Annotated in this window: 16 protein-coding genes; 11 read left to right on the top strand and 5 right to left on the bottom strand. The window is 67.0% G+C overall.

Annotated elements, in window-relative coordinates; all coding sequences use genetic code 11:
- The first annotated feature begins 163 nt into the window (after window positions 1–163).
- The 5 genes from pncB to QFZ47_RS04305 are packed head-to-tail and all read left to right on the top strand — an operon-like array spanning window position 164 to window position 6,377.
- Window positions 164–1,384, top strand: coding sequence for a nicotinate phosphoribosyltransferase (gene pncB / locus QFZ47_RS04325; RefSeq protein ID WP_307654476.1), 1,221 nt, complete (start codon window positions 164–166; stop codon window positions 1,382–1,384).
- A 25-nt stretch (window positions 1,385–1,409) separates the two neighbouring features.
- Complete coding sequence (locus tag QFZ47_RS04320; protein ID WP_307654475.1) at window positions 1,410–2,822, top strand: sodium:proton antiporter; 1,413 nt, start codon at window positions 1,410–1,412, stop codon at window positions 2,820–2,822.
- Window positions 2,823–2,833: 11 nt separating this feature from the next.
- A complete protein-coding gene (locus QFZ47_RS04315) occupies window positions 2,834–3,820 on the top strand; it encodes a 2-hydroxyacid dehydrogenase (RefSeq protein WP_307654474.1) in 987 nt (328 codons plus the stop codon).
- 29 nt (window positions 3,821–3,849) lie between these two features.
- Entirely contained in the window at window positions 3,850–5,217 is a 1,368-nt protein-coding gene (locus tag QFZ47_RS04310) for a DNA recombination protein RmuC (RefSeq protein WP_307654473.1), read from the top strand.
- Window positions 5,214–6,377, top strand: a complete 1,164-nt coding sequence (locus QFZ47_RS04305; RefSeq protein WP_307654472.1) for an MFS transporter — start codon at window positions 5,214–5,216, stop codon at window positions 6,375–6,377. The genes QFZ47_RS04310 and QFZ47_RS04305 overlap by 4 nt, the downstream gene beginning before the upstream one ends.
- Window positions 6,378–6,424: 47 nt before the next feature.
- Here the strand turns inward: QFZ47_RS04305 and QFZ47_RS04300 are convergent, their stop codons facing one another.
- From QFZ47_RS04300 to earP, 4 genes are all read right to left on the bottom strand, one after another.
- On the bottom strand, window positions 6,425–7,288 hold the full coding sequence (locus QFZ47_RS04300; RefSeq protein WP_307658880.1) for an LOG family protein: 864 nt from the start codon (window positions 7,286–7,288) through the stop codon (window positions 6,425–6,427).
- A gap of 66 nt (window positions 7,289–7,354) precedes the next feature.
- Window positions 7,355–8,134 carry a crotonase/enoyl-CoA hydratase family protein gene (locus QFZ47_RS04295; RefSeq protein WP_307654471.1) on the bottom strand — a complete coding sequence of 260 codons (780 nt, stop codon included), beginning with the start codon at window positions 8,132–8,134 and terminating at the stop codon, window positions 7,355–7,357.
- An 84-nt stretch (window positions 8,135–8,218) separates the two neighbouring features.
- Window positions 8,219–8,773 carry an elongation factor P gene (efp, locus tag QFZ47_RS04290; protein WP_012746921.1) on the bottom strand — a complete coding sequence of 185 codons (555 nt, stop codon included), beginning with the start codon at window positions 8,771–8,773 and terminating at the stop codon, window positions 8,219–8,221.
- Window positions 8,774–8,962: 189 nt separating this feature from the next.
- Window positions 8,963–10,060, bottom strand: a complete 1,098-nt coding sequence (gene earP / locus QFZ47_RS04285; RefSeq protein ID WP_307654470.1) for an elongation factor P maturation arginine rhamnosyltransferase EarP — start codon at window positions 10,058–10,060, stop codon at window positions 8,963–8,965.
- An 89-nt stretch (window positions 10,061–10,149) separates the two neighbouring features.
- On the opposite strand from earP, the gene QFZ47_RS04280 reads away from it, so the two are divergent.
- The 4 genes from QFZ47_RS04280 to QFZ47_RS04265 all read left to right on the top strand — a co-directional run bounded on the left by QFZ47_RS04280 (window position 10,150) and on the right by QFZ47_RS04265 (window position 15,143).
- The gene (locus QFZ47_RS04280; RefSeq protein WP_307654469.1) at window positions 10,150–11,613 is read left to right on the top strand and encodes a M20/M25/M40 family metallo-hydrolase; all 1,464 of its coding nucleotides are present in this window, start codon (window positions 10,150–10,152) and stop codon (window positions 11,611–11,613) included.
- Window positions 11,614–11,678: 65 nt separating this feature from the next.
- The gene (gene uvrC, locus QFZ47_RS04275) at window positions 11,679–13,640 is read left to right on the top strand and encodes an excinuclease ABC subunit UvrC (protein WP_307654468.1); all 1,962 of its coding nucleotides are present in this window, start codon (window positions 11,679–11,681) and stop codon (window positions 13,638–13,640) included.
- Window positions 13,641–13,695: 55 nt separating this feature from the next.
- Window positions 13,696–14,262 (top strand): CDP-diacylglycerol--glycerol-3-phosphate 3-phosphatidyltransferase, encoded by a 567-nt coding sequence (pgsA, locus tag QFZ47_RS04270; protein WP_307654467.1) that lies wholly within the window; start codon window positions 13,696–13,698, stop codon window positions 14,260–14,262.
- Complete coding sequence (locus QFZ47_RS04265) at window positions 14,259–15,143, top strand: DMT family transporter (RefSeq protein ID WP_307654466.1); 885 nt, start codon at window positions 14,259–14,261, stop codon at window positions 15,141–15,143. The genes pgsA and QFZ47_RS04265 overlap by 4 nt, the downstream gene beginning before the upstream one ends.
- Window positions 15,144–15,159: 16 nt before the next feature.
- On the opposite strand, the gene QFZ47_RS04260 is transcribed toward QFZ47_RS04265, so the two are convergent.
- Window positions 15,160–16,107, bottom strand: a complete 948-nt coding sequence (locus QFZ47_RS04260) for a LysR substrate-binding domain-containing protein (RefSeq protein WP_370880625.1) — start codon at window positions 16,105–16,107, stop codon at window positions 15,160–15,162.
- 85 nt (window positions 16,108–16,192) lie between these two features.
- On the opposite strand from QFZ47_RS04260, the gene QFZ47_RS04255 reads away from it, so the two are divergent.
- Together QFZ47_RS04255 and QFZ47_RS04250 are read left to right on the top strand one after the other, a co-directional pair.
- Complete coding sequence (locus QFZ47_RS04255) at window positions 16,193–17,107, top strand: alpha/beta fold hydrolase (RefSeq protein ID WP_307654464.1); 915 nt, start codon at window positions 16,193–16,195, stop codon at window positions 17,105–17,107.
- Complete coding sequence (locus QFZ47_RS04250; RefSeq protein WP_307654463.1) at window positions 17,104–18,189, top strand: tartrate dehydrogenase; 1,086 nt, start codon at window positions 17,104–17,106, stop codon at window positions 18,187–18,189. The genes QFZ47_RS04255 and QFZ47_RS04250 overlap by 4 nt, the downstream gene beginning before the upstream one ends.
- Window positions 18,190–18,296 lie beyond the last annotated feature (107 nt).

Below are 18,296 nucleotides of genomic sequence, written 5' to 3'. Positions count from 1 at the left end.
AAAAGATGGATTCGGCAAGCTCCCCGGCTGCCGTGCACGGACTGTCGCGGCGCCGATTCACCCTGGCGGTAGGACGCCCTGTGCGGGCGCCGTAGGCACAAGCCGACGGCGCCCGTGATAATCGGGCGCACGCCGAAAAGCTTGGGACAACGCGCGCCGCACCATGATCATTCACAGCCTGCTCGACACCGACCTCTACAAGTTCACCATGATGCAGGTCGTCCTGCATCACTTCCCGGGAGCCCGGGTCGAGTACCGGTTCAAGTGCCGCAACCCCGGCATCGACCTGGCGCAGTTCGCCGGACAGATCCGCGAAGAGGTGCGAAGCCTCTGCTCGTTGCAGTTCCGGGATGCCGAGCTCGCGTACCTGCGCTCGATGCGCTTCATCAAGAGCGATTTCGTCGACTTCCTGGGCCTGTTCCGGCTCAACGAAAAGTACATCACCATCACGCCCCAGCCCTCGGGCGAGCTCGAGATCCGCATCACGGGCCCGTGGCTGCACACCATCCTGTTCGAGATTCCGGTGCTGGCCATCGTGAACGAGGTCTACTTCCGCAACACGCAGAAGAAGCCCGACTTCGAGGAAGGCCGGCGGCGCCTGGAGACCAAGATCGGGGAGCTGCAGGATGCCGGCCTGTCCGATCTCAAGATTGCCGACTACGGCACGCGCCGCCGCTTCTCCAAGGACTGGCATGAAGAGGTGCTGCGCACGCTGAACGCCAGGCTCGGCGCCGTCACCTCGCCGCCGGTGCACGCCGAGCCCGGCGCGCGGCTGCCCCAGCTCGCGGGCACCAGCAACGTGCTCTATGCCATGAAGCTCGGCCTGATCCCGCTCGGCACCATGGCGCATGAATACCTGCAGGCCTGCCAGGGGCTCGGTCCGCGGCTGCGCGACAGCCAGATCTTCGGCTTCGAGAACTGGGCCCGCGAATACCGTGGCGACCTGGGCATTGCGCTGTCCGATGTCTACGGCATGAGCGCCTTCCTGCGCGACTTCGATCTTTATTTCTGCAAGCTGTTCGACGGCGCGCGCCATGACAGCGGCGATCCGTTCCAGTGGGGCGAACGCATGCTGGCGCACTACGCCGCCAACCGGGTCGATCCGCTCACCAAGACGCTGATCTTCAGCGACAGCCTCACTGTGCCGCGCACCATCGAGCTCTATCAGCAGTTCCGCGGCCGCTGCCAGCTGGCGTTCGGCATCGGGACCAATCTCACCAACGACCTCGGCTACGAGCCGCTGCAGATCGTCATCAAGATGATCAACTGCAACGGCCAGCCGGTGGCCAAGCTGTCGGACACGCCTTCCAAGAACATGTGCGAGGACGAAAAATACCTGGCGTACCTGCGCCAGGTGTTCGAGATCGAGCAGCCGCCGGCCTGACGCCTGTCTGGTACGGTACGGCCCCATGAAAAGAAGAGTCCGCCTGGCGGCAGCCGCAGCGCTGCCGATGATGTTCCCCGCGCTGGCCATGGCTGCCGAGTTCGACGGCAGCAAGCTGTCGGCGCTCTGGGGCCTTCCGTTCGCGGGCATCCTGCTGTCGATCGCGCTGATGCCGCTGCTGGCCCCGTCGGTCTGGCACCACCACTACGGCAAGATCTCCGCGGCATGGGCACTGGCATTCCTGCTTCCCTTTGCCGCGATCCATGGCGCACCGCTGGCCGGGGCCCAGCTCGTGCACGCCCTGGTGGAGGAATACATCCCCTTCATCATCCTGCTCACTGCGCTGTTCACGGTGGCGGGCGGCATCCACATCCGCGGCAACCTGCACGGCGCGCCCGGGCTCAACACGGCCATCCTTGCCATTGGCGCGGTGCTGGCGAGCCTCATGGGCACCACGGGCGCCTCGATGCTGCTGATCCGCCCGCTGATCCGCGCCAACGACAACCGCGTGAGCAAGGCGCATGTGGTGGTGTTCTTCATCTTCATCGTCTCGAATGCGGGAGGTTCGCTCACGCCGCTTGGCGACCCGCCGCTGTTCCTCGGCTTTCTGAAGGGCGTCGATTTCTTCTGGACGGCGCGCAACATCCTGCCCAACACGCTGTTCCTCGTCGGCATGCTGCTGGCGCTGTTCTACGTCGTCGACCGCCATCACTACCGCAAGGAGGGTGTGCTGCCATTCGACCCGACGCCGGACACCCGGCGCGTCGGCTTCGACGGTGCCGCGAATTTCTGGCTGCTGGGCGGCGTGGTCTTCCTGGTGCTGCTCTCCGGCGTATGGAAATCGCCCGTCGGCTTCGAGGTGTTCGGCACGCACGTCGGGCTGCCGGGGCTGGTGCGCGACATCGGGCTCATCGCCATCACGCTGCTTTCGTTCAGGACCACCTCGGCCAAGGTGCATGCCGACAACCAGTTCGAATGGGGCCCGATGGCCGAGGTGGCCAAGCTGTTCGCGGGCATCTTCCTGACCATCATCCCGGTGATCGCTATGCTCAAGGCCGGCGCGCACGGGCCGTTCGCGGCCGTGATCGCGGCGGTGACAAGGCACGACGGCCAGCCCGATCCGGCCATGTATTTCTGGGCTTCCGGCATCCTGAGCTCGTTCCTGGACAACGCGCCGACCTACCTCGTGTTCTTCAACACTGCGGGCGGCGACCCGGCCACGCTCATGACCACCTACGCCACCACGCTGGCCGCGATTTCGGCCGGTTCCGTGTTCATGGGCGCCAACAGCTACATCGGCAACGCGCCCAACCTCATGGTCAAGGCCATTGCCGAGAGCCGCGGCGTTCGCATGCCGAGCTTCTTCGGCTACATGGGCTGGTCCGTGGCCGTCCTGATTCCGCTGTTCGTTCTTTCCACCTTCATCTTCTTCCGTTGAGTGCAAACATCATGAGCAAGCCCAAGATCCTGGTCGCACGCGCGATCTTTCCCGAAACCATCGAGCGCCTCTCGCAGCATTTCGAGGTCGAGTCGAACCAGGCCGACGAGAGCTGGAGCAAGGAGCAACTGATCGCAAAACTGCAAGGCAAGCAGGGCGCCTTCACCACCGGCAGCGAGCGCATCGACACCGCCGTGCTCGAGGCCTGCCCCGACCTGAAGATCTGCGCCAACATGGCTGTCGGCTACAACAACTTCGACGTCGATGCGATGGCCGCGCACGGCGTGCTCGGCACCAACGCGCCCGACGTGCTCACCGAGACCACGGCCGACTTCGGCTTTGCGCTGCTGATGGCCACGGCGCGCCGCATCACCGAGAGCGAACACTTCCTGCGCGCGGGCAAGTGGCAGAAGTGGAGCTTCGACATGTTCGCGGGCTCCGACATCCACGGCTCCACGCTCGGCATCATCGGCATGGGCCGCATCGGGCAGGGCATTGCCAGGCGCGGTGCGCACGGCTTCGGCATGAAGGTGGTCTATCACAACCGTTCGCGGCTCGATGCGGCCCTGGAGGCCGAATGCAAGGCCAGCTACGCGAGCAAGGAAGAGCTGCTCAAGACGGCCGACCACGTGGTGCTGGTGGTGCCGTATTCGCCGGCTTCGCACCACACCATCGGCGCGGCCGAGATCGCGCTGATGAAGCCGACCGCCACGCTGGTGAACATCGCGCGCGGCGGCATCGTCGACGACGCGGCGCTGGCCGTTGCGCTGCGCGAGAAGCGCATTGCCGCGGCGGGGCTCGATGTGTTCGAGGGCGAGCCCAAGGTCCACCCCGACCTGCTGACCGTGCCCAACGTGGTGCTGACGCCGCACATCGCGAGCGCCACCGTGCCCACGCGCCGCGCGATGGCCGAACTCGCGGCCGACAACCTCATCGCCTGGTTCGGCGGCAAGGGGCCGCTGACGCCCGTCACGCCCGTTCCGCCCGCCGCCAGATAAGTAAACAAACACGGACCGCCATCGCTACCTTGGACACTTCCCTGATTCTTCTTCTGCTGGCCGCCTTCGCGGTGGTCCAGCTGGTGCTCGTGATCTGGCTGCTTGCGCGCCGCCAGCCTGCGCCCGACCACAGCGACCTGCTCACCGTGCTGTCCGCGATGGGCGCCGCCAACGAACGCACCGAACGCGAGCTGCGCCACGAGATCGGCGAAAGCTCGCGCGGCGCGCGGCAGGAAACCGCGCAGGCCTTCGCCACCTTCCAGCAGGCCCTGGTGCAGCAGGGCGCCGAAGCCACGCGCACCCAGAACGCCCAGCTCGATGCCTTCTCGCTGCAGCTCGCCTCCTTGCAGAAGACCCTGGCCGACACGCTCAACACCCAGCTCCAGGGCCTGAGCGAATCCAATGCGCGCCGCCTGTCGGAAGTGCGCGCGACCATGGAAGCGCAGCTCGCGCAGCTGCAGCAGAGCAACACCGCCAAGCTCGACGAGATGCGCAAGACCGTCGACGAAAAGCTGCAGAGCACGCTCGAAGCCCGCCTTGGCGAGAGCTTCAAGCAGGTGGCCGACCGGCTCGAGCAGGTGCACAAGGGCCTGGGCGAGATGCAGACGCTGGCCGTGGGCGTGGGCAGCCTGCAGCGCGTGCTGACCAACGTGAAGACGCGCGGCGTGTTCGGCGAGGTGCAGCTCGAGGCACTGCTTGAGCAGGTGCTCACCCCGGAGCAGTACGCCAAGCAGATCGAAACCAAGCCGCGCAGCGGCCAGCGCGTCGATTTCGCGATCCGCTTTCCGGGCCGCGGCGACGACGGGGCGCCGGTGTGGTTGCCCATCGACGCCAAGTTTCCGCGCGACGACTACGAGCGCCTGATCGATGCGCACGAGCGCGCCGATGCGCCCGGCGCCGAACTCGCGGCCAAGGCGCTCGAAGCGCGCATCCGCGTCGAGGCGCGCTCGATCGCCGAGAACTACCTGGCGGCACCGCACACCACGGACTTCGCCATTCTTTTCCTGCCGGTCGAAAGCCTCTATGCCGAGGTGCTGCGCCGGCCGGGCTTGATGGATGCCATCCAGCGCCAGCACCGCGTGACGCTGGCCGGCCCCACCACCTTGCTTGCCATGCTCAACAGCCTGCACATGGGCTTTCGCACGCTGGCGCTCGAGCAGCAGGCCTCCGAGGTCTGGAAGGTGCTGGGCGCGGTCAAGACCGAGTTCGAGCGCTATGGCGAATGGGTTGCACGCATCAAGGAGCAGGTGGCCAAGGCCTCCGACACGCTCGACAAGGCCGACACGCGCGCCAAGCAGATGCGCCTGGCGCTGCGCAAGGTCGAGGCGCTGCCTGAAGCGCAGTCGCAGGTGCTGCTGCCTCCCACCGCCGACAGCGAGGGCGACGACACCCCGTGAAAGGCTCCGAACTGCTGCGCGTGATCGGCGCCCAGGTCTGCCTGCACGCCACCATGGCCGGCATGCGGCTCGCAACCCCGCTGCTGGCGCTGCAGCTGGGCTACAGCGCAGCGGCCGTCGGCGTGCTGATTGCGCTGTTCGCGCTCACGCAGGTGTTCCTGGCGCTGCCGGCCGGGCGCTTTGCCGACCGGCACGGGTTCAAGCGGCCGCTGTGGCTGTCGGTCATTGCGGCTTCGGCCGGCGCGGGACTCGTCCTCGTCTTCCCGACCTTTCCGATGATGTGCGTTGCCGCGCTGCTGACCGGCGGCGCCACGGGCGCGACCGTCATCGCGCTGCAGCGCCATGTGGGCCGTTCCGCGACCAACGCCATGCAGCTCAAGCGCGTATTCAGCTGGCTTGCGATTGCGCCCGCGGCCGCCAATTTCGTCGGCCCGTTCGTCGCCGGCCTGCTCATCGATCACGCGGGGCGCGCACCGGCAGACATGCTGGCGTTCCGGGTTTGCTTTGCGGTGATGGCGGCCTTTCCCATCGTCTGCTGGCTGCTTGCGCGCGGCGCGCACGAGCCGCCGCGCACCGCACCCGCCGCCGGCGCCGTGCCCACACGGGCCTGGGACCTGCTGCGCGAACCGATGTTCCGCCGCCTGCTGTTCGTGAACTGGCTGCAGTCGTCGAGCTGGGATGTGCATGCCTTCGTGCTGCCGGTGCTGGGCCACGACCGCGGCATCAGCGCTTCGGTGATCGGCTCCATCCTCGGCGCCTTTGCCATTGCCGCGGCCGTGATCCGGGTGCTGCTGCCTCTCATTGCCTCGCGGGCTTCGGAGCGCAGCGTGATCCTGAGCTCCACCCTCGTCACGGCGGCAGTGTTCGCGGTCTATCCGCTGCTCGACTCGGCCTGGACCATGGGCCTGTGCTCGGTGATCCTGGGCTTCGCACTCGGCGCGGTGCAGCCGATGGTGATGAGCATGCTGCACCAGATCACGCCGCACGCGCGGCACGGCGAGGCGCTGGGCCTGCGGCTCATGACCATCAATGCGTCGAGCGTGGCCATGCCGATGCTGTTCGGCTCGATCGGCGCGCTGATCGGCATCGCGGGCGTTTTCTGGGTGGTGGGCGGCGTTCTTGCGCTGGGCGCGCGGGCGACCTGGGGATTGAAGGTCTGAACTGATCGGCGTCGTCCTGGCCTTCACGCGCTGCGTGCCAGGCCGGGCTACAGCTTGTAGAAGCGCTTGATCGCGTCCCAGGCGTCTTCGGCAGCGTCGACGTATTCGAAGAGCTTCACGTCGGCCGGCGAGATCACGCCTTCTTCGACCAGAAAGTCGAAGTCGATCAGCTTCTTCCAGTAGGCCGAACCGAACAGCACGATTGGCACCGGCTTCGACTTGCGGGTCTGCACCAGCGTGATCACCTCGAACAGCTCGTCCAGCGTGCCGAAGCCGCCCGGAAACGCCACCAGCGCCTTGGCACGCATCATGAAGTGCATCTTGCGGATCGCGAAGTAGTGGAACTTGAAGCTCAGCGCCGGCGTGACGTAGGGGTTGGCTTCTTCTTCCATGGGCAGCGCGATGGCAAGGCCGACCGAGATGCCGCCCCCTTCGTGCGCGCCGCGGTTGGCCGCCTGCATGATGCCCGGGCCGCCGCCGGTGCAGACGAAAAGCTTGTCCTCCGGTTCCTTGTCGTTGCTGTACTGCGCCACCAGCTTGCCGAAGGCGCGCGCCTTCTCGTAGTAGTGCGAACTTCGCGCCAGGCGGCGCCAGCGCTCGGCCGCCACGGCGTCGCCGCCGGCTTCGGCCTTCGCGACCAGCGCGGCGGCTTCTTCCTCGCTTCGAAAGCGCGCGCTGCCGAACACCACCACGGTGTTCTCGATGCCGTGCGCGCGCTGCTCCAGGTCGGGCTTCATCAGCTCGAGCTGCATGCGGATGCCGCGGGTTTCGCGGCGCAGCAGGAACTCCGGATCGGCAAAGGCGAGGCGCGAAGGATCGGGGTCGAGCGGAAGGCCTTTTTCGGAGTGGGTCTTGAGGGTGGCCCAGGCGTCCGCGAGGCGCTTGTCGTGAAGGTCGTGCGTGTTGTTCATGGGGAAATCGGGCAGGAAGACTCGGTACATTGATTGTGCAGCGTCGCGGCCCTCAGGTCCGACGGCTCAGAAAGCACCGTGCCGGCCCGCGCCGCGAACGAAGCGCTCGGCACCGGCCGCGCCTTCGGCCACGACGATCGGCACGCCGAGCCGGCCTTCCTGCCGCAGCGCATCGGCCAGCGGCAGGTTCCATTGGGCGTAGGCCGAATGCCGGTCCGCCAGCATGCACTGCGGGGGGAACGATGCGATCTCGCGCGCGAGCGCTTCGGCTTCGAGGCGCGCGTGGCCTGGAGGCACCACGCGGTTGACCAGGCCCATCGCTTGCGCTTCCGGGGCGCTCACGGGCCGTCCGGTCAGGATTAGGTCGAGCGCGCGGCCCATGCCGACGATGCGCGGCAGCCGCACGGTGCCGCCATCGATCAGCGGCACGCCCCAGCGCCGGCAGAACACGCCGAGCACGGCATCTTCCTCGGCCACGCGCAGATCGGCCAGCAGCGCGAGCTCCAGGCCGCCAGCCACCGCATGGCCGCTGATGGCGGCGATCAGGGGCTTGGCGAGCGCCATGCGGGTCGGGCCCATCGGGCCTGAACCGCCGCCTTCGGGGTCGAGTTCATTGCGGCGCGCGGGGTCGCCGACCGCGCCCAGGTCGGCGCCCGCGCAGAAGGTGCCGTGCTCGCCCCACAGCACCGCAACGCGCTGGCTCTCGTCGGCCTCGAAGCGTTCGAAGGCGGCGCGCAGCGCCTCGGCCATGGGCCGGTCGACGGCGTTGCGCTGCTGTGGGCGGCTCATGACGATGGTGCTGACCGGTCCATCGATCTCGGTGCGGACGCTGGCGGGTGTGTTCATGGGCAAAAGGGTAAACCCATCAACGGAAAAAGGCTCCTTGCGGAGCCTTTGTCTTGGTGCTGGCCAGCCAGCAGGGTGCAGCGCTTAGACGCGCTTGCGGTATTCGCCGGTGCGGGTGTCGATTTCGATCTTGTCGCCTTGCGAGACGAACAGCGGCACCGGCACTTCGAAGCCGGTGGCGATCTTGGCGGGCTTGAGCACCTTGCCCGAGGTGTCGCCCTTGACGGCCGGCTCGGTCCAGGTGATTTCGCGCTCGACGCTGGTCGGCAGTTCGACCGAGATGGCCTTGCCGTCGTAGAACACCACTTCGACCGGCATGCCGTCTTCGAGGTAGTTGAGGGCGTCGCCCATGTTCTCGGCTTCGACTTCGTACTGGTTGTACTCGGTGTCCATGCAGACGTACATCGGATCGGCGAAGTAGGAGTAGGTGCACTCCTTCTTGTCGAGCACGATCTGGTCGATCTTGTCGTCGGCCTTGAAGACCACTTCGGTGTTGAAGTTGGCAATCAGGCTCTTGAGCTTCATGCGCACGGTGGCCGAGTTGCGGCCGCCGCGGCTGTATTCGGTCTTGAGGACGACCATCGGGTCCTTGCCGTGCATGATGACGTTGCCGGCGCGGATTTCTTGAGCGATTTTCATGTCAGGTTCTCTGGATGTTGGCCGCTCGGTGCGCGGAGCCATCGGCGACGTTCGCAATGTGGTTTGCAAGGTCTTGCCGGCGTGTCATGCCGGCGTCATTGGCCCCGCGGTACATGTCCCGCGGCAGGTTTGGCGGAGAGCATCTCGGATTTGTGTAAATCCGGGCCGAAATCCGCAAAGCCCACTATTTTAGCTTTTTTGGGCGACCAGATGTCGCAGCTGCGTGACCATGTCCTCTTGCGCGAACAGCCTTTCGCGGGCGGCCTGCACGGTTTCACGCCACGGGCCCTGCGTTTCGAGAGCGGGCAGGGGGGCGCTGTCGAACCCGTTCCAGGCCTGATGGAACTGCCGCAGGGACGGCGGGGCGCCCAGCCAGTCGAGCCAGGCGCCGAGCTTGACGTGGTGCGCGTCGTCGTCCTGCGGATAGATCTGCCAGACCAGCGGCGCGCCGGCCCAGAGGCCCCGCACGAGGGAGTCTTCGCCGCGCACGAAATTCAGGTCGCAAGCCCAGAGAAGATGATCGAAATCCGGCTGCGTGAGATAGGGCAGGTATGAAATCGACAGCGCACCCAGCCCCGCAAGCCCGTGGTCCGGCTGTTCGCGGCCGGAAAAAAATGCCCTGACCGCATGCGCGGCACGGCCCGAAGTGACCAGCAGCCGCGTCGGTTCCGGCCCGGCCGCCAGCTGCTCGAGCAGGGTCGCCAGGGCCGGAGGCTCGTAGCAGAACAGCGAAACCAGGCGCTCGCCATCGCGCCAGGGAATCTCCTGCGCCGCCAGCCATTGCGTGCGGTCGAAGCGCGCCCGTCCCTCCATCAGGCCGGGCTCCCGCAGCAGCCCTCCCGTTGCGGGCGTGAAACCGGGATAGAAAAAGCGCTTCGTCAATCCTGCGCCGGGCCCCTTGAACACCGGCGAAGGCAGGCCGTGCAGGCGTTCGACGTATGGTTCGGCCGACAGGTATTCGAGATTGATCCACGCCCGGCCCGCTCCGCCGGCGGCCTGCGGCTCGGCGAAGCGCGCGATCAGTTCGGGTGCCGGTTCGCAGCCGAAGGCCTCGATCAGCACATCGGGCGGCGGGGCCGCCACGGCTTGCCGGATGGCAGCCGGTTCGAGCCAGTCGATCACGCTCACGCCCTCGCAGCCCGTGGGCGCCATCCAGTGCAGCGCCGTGGCGTCGTCGATCCACAGGCGCACGCGCTCGCCGAGCGCCGCCAGCTGGGTGGCCAGCCGCCAGCACACGCCGAGGTCGCCATGGTTGTCGATCACCCTGCAGAAAATGTCCCATTGCATGGGCGTCAGTGTGCCCGTCTTCGGCCTCGTGGAGGCACCGGGCCTCCTTGGTATGCTGGCCGGCGCCACAACATCCGGAGAGAGAAACCATGCGCATGCCGACCCGCCGTTCGCCGCTTCCCTTTGGTTCCCTTGCTTCCCTCGGTTCCCGTGGCACGGCGAGAACCGTGCTCGCGCTTTCCCTGGCCCTGGGCGGCCTGGCCGGGGCATCGGCGCAGACGACGCCGTCGCTCACGCCGCAGCAGCAGCGCTTCCACGACATCTACAAGGAGTTGATCGAGATCAACACCAGCCATTCGGCAGGCGACAACACGCTCGCGGCGCGCGCGATGGAAAAGCGCCTGGTCGAATCGGGCTTTGCGCCCGGCGACATCCAGATCTTCGAGCCGTTCCCCAAGAAGGGCAACCTGGTGCTGCGCTTCAAGGGCAACGGCAGCAAGAAGCCGCTGCTGCTGCTGGCCCACATCGACGTGGTCGAGGCCCGGCGCGAGGACTGGAAGACCGATCCGTTCAAGCTGCAGGAAACCGGCGGCTACTTCACGGCGCGCGGGTCGATCGACGACAAGGCCATGGCCTCGGCCCTGGTGTCGGTGCTGGGGCAGCTCAAGCAGGAAGGCTTCAAGCCCAGCCGCGACATCATCCTGGCGCTGACGGCCGACGAAGAGCGCGGCGATGCGCTCAGCAACGGCGCCTTCTGGCTCATCAACAACAAGCCCGAACTGCTGCAGGCGGAGTTCGGCATCAACGAAGGCGGCGGCGGCGAGCTGCGCGGCGGCAAGCCCAACCTGCACCGCATGCAGGTGGCCGAGAAGATGTACACCACCTACATGCTCGAGGCGCGCGACGTGGGCGGCCACAGCTCGGTGCCGACAAAGAGCAACCCCATCTACGCGCTGTCCGCGGGGCTGGAGCGCCTGGGCAGCTACGCGTTTCCGGTCAAGCTGGGCGAGGTCACCAAGACCTACTTCGCACGCAGCGCGCCGTTTGCCACCGGCCAGCTGGCCGACGACATGCGCGCCGTCGGCGGCGGCAACCCCGAGCCGGCGGTGATCGAACGGCTCTCGGCCAACCCGGCCTACAACGCGCAGCTGCGCACCACCTGCGTGGCAACCATGGTGCAGGCTGGCCATGCGGAGAATGCGCTGCCGCAATCGGCCAAGGCCACGGTCAACTGCCGCATCCTGCCGCACGATGACCCCGACGAAGTCGAGCGCCTGCTGACCCAGGCCGTCGGCAACGACAAGATCGTGGTGCGCAACCTCGGCAAGCCCTTGCGCAGCCCGGCCTCGCCGCTGAACGGCGATCTGGTGAAGACCGTGGAATCGGTGACGCAGGCCATGTGGCCGGGCGTGCCGGTGGTACCCGCGATGAGCACCGGTGCCACCGACAGCCGCTTCATGCGCAACGCCGGCATTCCGATGTACGGCGTGACGGGCATGTTCCTCGATCCGGCGGACGCGCGCGCGCATGGGCTGGACGAGCGCATCGAGATCCAGCGGCTCTACGACGGCCGCGAATTCCTGTATCGGCTGGTGAGCGAACTCGCGAAATAACCTCGTGTCTTTGAGGGGCGGTGGACGCGTCCGCCGCCGTCCTGTGCGCGCGCCACAATAGCCGCATGTCAGACGTGCATTCCGATCAATTGCTCAGCGAAGTCGCGGCCCTGCCGCAGCTGCCGGGCGTCTACCGTTATTTCGACGCGGCCGGCGCGGTGCTCTACGTGGGCAAGGCGCGCAACCTCAAGAAGCGGGTTGCCAACTATTTCCAGAAGAGCCATGGCGGTACGCGCATCGGCCACATGATCAGCAAGATCGTGCGCATGGAGACCACGGTGGTGCGCTCCGAGGCCGAGGCGCTGCTGCTCGAGAACAATCTCATCAAGACGCTCAAGCCGCGCTACAACATCCTGTTCCGCGACGACAAGAGCTACCCCTACCTGAAGATCGCCTCGCACGAGTTTCCGCGCCTGGCCTACTACCGCGGCGCGGTCGACAAGAAGCACCGCTACTTCGGGCCTTACCCGAGCGCCTGGGCGGTGAAGGAATCGATCCAGCTGCTGCAGAAGGTCTTCAAGCTGCGCACCTGCGAAGACACGGTGTACGCCAACCGCACGCGGCCCTGCCTGCTGTACCAGATCAAGCGCTGCACCGGTCCCTGCGTGGGCTACATCTCGCCCGAGGCCTATGCGCAGGACGTGGCCAGCGCCGAAGCCTTCCTGATGGGCGACACCCAGCTCGTGCTGTCGAAGCTCGAGGCGCGCATGGCCGAGCACGCCGAGAAGCTCGAATTCGAGCAGGCCGCCGAGCTGCGCAACCAGATGTCGGCGATCTCGCGCGTGCTGCACCAGCAGTCGATCGAGATCGCTTCGGACAAGGACGTGGACATCCTCGCCGTCAAGGTGCAGGGCGGCAAGGCCTGCGTCAACCTGGCGATGGTGCGCGGCGGCCGGCATCTGGGCGACCGCCCCTATTTTCCGGTGCACGTGGAAGACGCCGCGCTGATCCACCACGGCGAGCTCGACGCGGAAGAGGGCGCAGCGCCCATTCCGGCCGACTCGGTCGAGGTGCAGGTGCTCGAAGCCTTCATTGCCCAGCACTACATCGATGTGCCGGTGCCCGCCACGCTGGTGCTGAGCCATCTGGTGAGCCGAGAGCTGATCGAAGCCATCTCACAGCAGGCCGGCGCGCGCGTGACGGCCGTGTTCCAGCCGCGCGAGCAGCGCCGGCACTGGCTCGAAATGGCCGAGACGAACGCCGGCCTGCAACTGGCACGCCTGCTGGCCGAAGAGGGCTCGCAGCAGGCGCGCACCCGCGCGCTGGCCGATGCGCTGGAACTCGCGGCCGACGACCTCGACAACTTCCGCGTCGAATGCTTCGACATCTCGCACACCGCGGGCGAGGCCACGCAAGCCTCCTGCGTGGTATTCGAGCATCACACGATGCAGAACCGCGAATACCGCCGCTACAACATCGAGGGCATCACGCCCGGCGACGACTACGCCGCCATGCGCCAGGTGCTGCACCGCCGCTACGGCAAGCTGGCCGAGGCGATGGCCGCCGAGACCGAGGCGCTGCCGCCGGGCGACGCCGAGAGCGACGGCAGCGGCGCATCGCCCAAGACCCGGACCGCGCGCATGCCGGAACTGGTGCTGGTCGACGGCGGCAAGGGGCAGGTGTCGATGGCGCGCGAGGTGTTCAGCGAACTGGGCCTGCCGCTGTCGCTGATCGTCGGCGTCGAGAAGGGCGAGGGCCGCAAGGTCGGCCTCGAGGAACTGGTGTTCGCCGATGGCCGCGAGAAGGTCTACCTGGGCAAGGATTCCGCGGCGCTGATGCTGGTGGCGCAGATCCGCGACGAGGCGCACCGCTTCGCCATCACCGGCATGCGGGCCAAGCGCGCGAAAGTGCGCGTGGGCGGCAGCCAGCTCGAAGACATTCCGGGCATCGGCCCGAAGCGCCGGGCGCGCCTGCTGCAGCGTTTTGGCGGGATCCGCGGCGTGGCGGCGGCCAGCGTGGAGGACATCGCGTCGGTCGAAGGCATTGCCACGGACCTGGCCGAGGAAATCTATCGCGCATTGCATTGAGGACGATTGCCCCCGGCTTTCGGCCTCGCCGCGCGCGCATGACACAATCGCCCGCATGTTCTGGACCCTCCCGACCATCATGACCTGGACGCGCATCGTCGCGATTCCATTGATCGTTGGCGTGTTCTACCTGCCGATGGCCGAGCCGATGCGCAACCTGATCGCCACGGTCATGTTCATCGTCTTCGCGGCCACCGACTGGCTCGACGGCTTCCTGGCGCGCAAGCTCAACCAGACCTCGGCCTTCGGCGCCTTCCTCGATCCGGTGGCGGACAAGTTCCTGGTCTGCGCCTCGCTGCTGGTGCTGGTGCATCTGCAGCGGGCCGACGTGTTCGTGGCGCTGATCATCATCGGCCGCGAGATCGCCATCTCGGCCCTGCGCGAATGGATGGCGCAGATCGGCGCCAGCAAGAGCGTGGCGGTGCACATGATCGGCAAGGTCAAGACCACGGTGCAGATGGTCGCGATTCCGTTCCTGCTCTATGACGGACGCCTTTTCAAGATCATCGACACCGGGCTCTGGGGCCAGTGGCTGATCTGGATCTCGGCCGTGCTCACCATCTGGTCGATGGTCTATTACCTCCAGAAGGCCATCCCCGAAATCCGGGCCCGCGCGAAATGAGCGTGGCCGCGGCTCGCAACGCGGGCTGGCTGCGGGCAATGCCGGTGGTCTTCGTGCTGATATGGAGCACGGGCTTCATCGTTGCGCGCTATGGCATGCCCTACGCGCCGCCGCTCAAGTTCCTGGCCGTGCGCTATGCGCTCTCTCTCGTGTGCTTTGGCATCTGGGTCGCGCTCGCGCGGGTCGCCTGGCCGAAGGAGCGCGCGCAGTGGGGGCACCTGGCGGTCACGGGCGTGCTGATGCAGGCGGGCTACCTGGGCGGCGTCTGGGCGGCCGTGCATGCGGGCATGGGCGCGGGGCTGGTGGCGCTTTTGGTCGGCATCCAGCCGGTGCTGACCGCCATCTGGCTTTCGTTCAATGGCGGGCGCATTTCGCAGCGCCAATGGGCGGGGCTGATTCTCGGCTTTGCGGGCCTGGTGCTGGTGGTGTCGCGCAAGTTCGGGCAGGGCGCCGAGGTCAGCGCGTTGACCATGGGGCTTGCCGTCATGGCGCTACTTTCGATCACGGCGGGAACGCTGTACCAGAAGCGCTTCGTCGCGCCCTGCGATGTGCGCAGCGCGAGCGCCGTGCAGATGGCGGCGGCATTGCTCGTGAGCTTGCCCTTTGCGGCGATGGAGTCGCAGGGCATCGAGTGGAACGCGCATTCGGCCGGCGCCATGGCCTGGTCGGTGCTGGTGCTGTCGCTCGGCGGCAGTTCGCTGCTCTACATGCTGATCCAGCGTGGCACCGCCACCGCCGTCACGAGCCTGCTCTACCTGGTGCCGCCGTGCACGGCGGTCATGGCCTGGCTGCTGTTCGCCGAGCCGATCACCCTGGTGACCTTGCTGGGCATCGGGCTCACCGCAGCCGGCGTGAGCCTGGTGGTGCGCAGCGGGCGCTGACCCAACGGTTTTTCTTTCAGCGCGGCGAAGCGGCCTTGCCGGGTTTCCAGGGCTCGCCGCGGAACTGTTCGGCCAGGTGGTCGAGCAGCAGCCGCACGCGGCGCGGCGTCTTGGGGCGCCAGGGCGCAATCCAGTGGATGTCGGCATCGGGCATGGCGTAGTGGGGCAGCACGCGCACCAGTTCGCCGGAAGCCAGTTGGGGCGCAATGTCCCACAGGCTGCGCAGCATGATGCCGTGGCCGGCCAGGCACCAGTCGCGCACCATCTCGCCCGAATTGCTTGTCAGCGGTCCCTGGACGCGCACGCGCGCCGTGCTGCCGTCGCGCGCGTGGCGCAGTGTCCAGAGCGCGAACTGGCGCTGGTTGACCTCGCCGTTCTCGCGCGCCACCAGGCAGTCGTGCGCGCCCAGCGCGTCGACCGTGGCCGGCATGCCGCGCCGTTCCATATATGCAGGAGAGGCTGCAAGCACGCGCTGGTTGCGCGCAATGCGGCGCGTGACCCAGTCGGCCGCACGGCGCTGCTGCACGGCCCAGAGCCAGAGCGCGCCGTCGTAGCCTTCGGCGCCGAGGTCCGGGAGCCGCTCGGTCAGCAGCAATTCGATCTGCAGCCCGGGATGGCGCGCCTGGAACATTGCCAGGGCGGGGCCGAGCCAGCGCCGCCCGAAACCAAAAGTGGCTGCCAGCCGGATGGTGCCGACCAGCTCGTTCTGCCGCTCGCCGAGTTCGCTTTCGAGCGCCGCGAAGCCTTCGAGCAGTGTCTTGGCGTGCAGGCAGACGGTTTCGCCCTCGGCCGTCACGCTGAGCCGGCGCGTGGTGCGTTCGAACAGCCGCTGGCCCAGCCGCGTCTCGAGTGCACCGAGCCGCTTGGTCACGACCGAGGGCACCACGTCGAGCGTGGCGGATGCGCCCGCAAGGCTGCCCTGGTCGCGGATGGCCAGCACCAGCTCGAGATCGCCTCGGTCCATTGCCAATGAATTCATGCCAGATTGGAAAGTATGAATTGGCTGATTGTTGCTTGATGATCGGTGGAGCGCAACGCACAATCGCCGCGTGACTGCTTCCTTCTTCGACTTTCCGACATTCGACATCGAGCTCAACGGCGTGCGCGTGCATGGCCGCATCGGCGGGCGCGGCGCGCCCTTGCTGCTGTTGCACGGCCATCCGCAGACGCACCTGATCTGGCATCGCGTGGCGCCGGCGCTTGCCGAGCACTTCACGCTGGTGGCAGTGGACCTGCGCGGCTACGGCGACTCCGGTCGCCCCGTGGATGACGACGACCACAGGGTCTACAGCAAGCGCGAAATGGCGCTCGATGCACTCGCCGCCATGCGCCATCACGGCTTCGAGCGCTTCGGCGTGCTGGCCCACGACCGAGGTGCGCGCGTCGCGCACCGGCTGGCTGCCGACCATGCGGCGGCCGTCGACCGCATGCTGCTGCTGGACATCGCGCCCACGCTCTCGATGTACGAGAACACCACCGAGGCGTTTGCGCGCGCCTACTGGCACTGGTTCTTCCTGATCCAGCCTCCACCGCTGCCCGAGGCGCTGATCGCCTCCGACCCGGTGCGCTACGTGCGCAGCGTGATGGGTGGACGGCACGCGGGGCTCGCGCCCTTCGCGCCCGAGGTGCTGGCCGAGTACGAGCGCTGCGCGGCCATTCCAGGTACGGCCGAATCCATCTGCGGCGACTACCGCGCTTCTGCCACCATCGATCTGGTGCACGACCGCGCCGACATCGCCGCCGGCCGCAAGCTTGCGCAACCGCTGCGCGTGCTCTGGGGCGAGCACGGCGCGGTGGGCCGCTGCTTCGATGTGCTGGCGCTTTGGCGCGAATGCGCCGTTCAGCTTTCGGGCCGTGCATTGCCGTGCGGCCACTATGTTCCGGAGGAAGCCCCCGGCGAACTGCTCGCCGAGGCACTCCAGTTTTTTACTCCCCCTCTCCAGCAAGAAGGAACCAGACCATGACCACCCACAGAATCGCAGTCATCGCCGGCGACGGCATCGGCAAGGAAACCATGCCCGAAGGCCTGCGCGTGGTCGATGCCGCGGCGCGCAAGTTCGGCATCGACCTGAAGTTCGACCACTTCGACTTTTCGAGCTGGGACTACTGCGAGAAGCACGGCAAGATGCTGCCCGACAACTGGAAGGACCAGATCGGCGGACATGACGCCATCTACTTCGGCGCGGTCGGCTGGCCCGAGAAGATTGCCGACCACGTGTCGCTCTGGGGCTCGCTGCTGCTGTTCCGCCGCGAGTTCGACCAGTACATCAACCTGCGCCCCGCACGCCTGATGCCCGGCATCATCGCGCCCGTGGTGCGGCGCGACGGCACGCCGCGCGAGGCCGGAGAAATCGACATGTACATCGTGCGCGAGAACACCGAAGGCGAATACTCGAGCATCGGCGGGCGCATGTATGAAGGCACGCCGCGCGAGATCGTGGTGCAGGAAACCGTGATGTCGCGCGTGGGCGTCGACCGCGTGCTCAAGTTCGCCTTCGAGCTTGCGCAATCGCGCCCCAAGAAGCACCTGACGAGCGCCACCAAGTCGAACGGCATCTCCATCACCATGCCGTACTGGGACGAGCGCGTGGCCGAAATGGGCAAGAACTATCCGGGCGTGAAGCTCGACAAGTTCCACATCGACATCCTCACGGCCCACTTCGTGCAGCGGCCCGACTTCTTCGACGTGGTCGTGGCGAGCAACCTGTTCGGCGACATCCTGTCCGACCTGGGTCCGGCGTGCACCGGCACGATCGGCATTGCGCCCAGCGCCAACCTCAACCCCGAGCGCACCACGCCGTCCCTGTTCGAACCGGTGCACGGCTCGGCGCCCGACATCGCTGGCAAGGGCATCGCCAATCCCATCGGACAGATCTGGTGCGGCGCGATGATGCTCGAGTTCCTGGGCCACAAGCAGGCGCACGACGCGATCCTGACCACCATCGAGAAGGTGCTGGCGCCCCAAAGCGGAGCGCCGCGCACACCCGACATCGGCGGCAAGGCGAGCACCAGCGACCTCGGCAAGGCGATTGCCGACGCCCTTTGAAATAGGACTTCACGAAACGCCCCTAAAATCGCGCGCTCCGCTGTTCTGCACGGCCTCGTGTCGTATTGACACCCTGCAGACCAGTGGTTGTAATCCTCGCTGGCAGC

This window comes from Variovorax paradoxus, assembly GCF_030815975.1.
GTDB lineage: Bacteria > Pseudomonadota > Gammaproteobacteria > Burkholderiales > Burkholderiaceae_C > Variovorax > Variovorax paradoxus_N.
The sequence above is the reverse complement of the archived record's forward strand: the minus strand, read 5'-3'. Positions and strand labels throughout refer to the sequence as shown.

Excerpts from the sequence above, each read along its gene's own strand:
- pncB (WP_307654476.1), top strand. The coding sequence starts at position 164 with ATGATCATTCACAGCCTGCTCGACACCGACCTCTACAAGTTCACCATG.
- QFZ47_RS04320 (WP_307654475.1), top strand. The coding sequence starts at position 1,410 with ATGAAAAGAAGAGTCCGCCTGGCGGCAGCCGCAGCGCTGCCGATGATG.
- QFZ47_RS04315 (WP_307654474.1), top strand. The coding sequence starts at position 2,834 with ATGAGCAAGCCCAAGATCCTGGTCGCACGCGCGATCTTTCCCGAAACC.
- QFZ47_RS04300 (WP_307658880.1), bottom strand. The coding sequence starts at position 7,288 with ATGAACAACACGCACGACCTTCACGACAAGCGCCTCGCGGACGCCTGG.
- QFZ47_RS04295 (WP_307654471.1), bottom strand. The coding sequence starts at position 8,134 with ATGAACACACCCGCCAGCGTCCGCACCGAGATCGATGGACCGGTCAGC.
- efp (WP_012746921.1), bottom strand. The coding sequence starts at position 8,773 with ATGAAAATCGCTCAAGAAATCCGCGCCGGCAACGTCATCATGCACGGC.
- earP (WP_307654470.1), bottom strand. The coding sequence starts at position 10,060 with ATGCAATGGGACATTTTCTGCAGGGTGATCGACAACCATGGCGACCTC.
- QFZ47_RS04280 (WP_307654469.1), top strand. The coding sequence starts at position 10,150 with ATGCGCATGCCGACCCGCCGTTCGCCGCTTCCCTTTGGTTCCCTTGCT.
- uvrC (WP_307654468.1), top strand. The coding sequence starts at position 11,679 with ATGTCAGACGTGCATTCCGATCAATTGCTCAGCGAAGTCGCGGCCCTG.
- pgsA (WP_307654467.1), top strand. The coding sequence starts at position 13,696 with ATGTTCTGGACCCTCCCGACCATCATGACCTGGACGCGCATCGTCGCG.
- QFZ47_RS04265 (WP_307654466.1), top strand. The coding sequence starts at position 14,259 with ATGAGCGTGGCCGCGGCTCGCAACGCGGGCTGGCTGCGGGCAATGCCG.
- QFZ47_RS04260 (WP_370880625.1), bottom strand. The coding sequence starts at position 16,107 with ATGGACCGAGGCGATCTCGAGCTGGTGCTGGCCATCCGCGACCAGGGC.
- QFZ47_RS04250 (WP_307654463.1), top strand. The coding sequence starts at position 17,104 with ATGACCACCCACAGAATCGCAGTCATCGCCGGCGACGGCATCGGCAAG.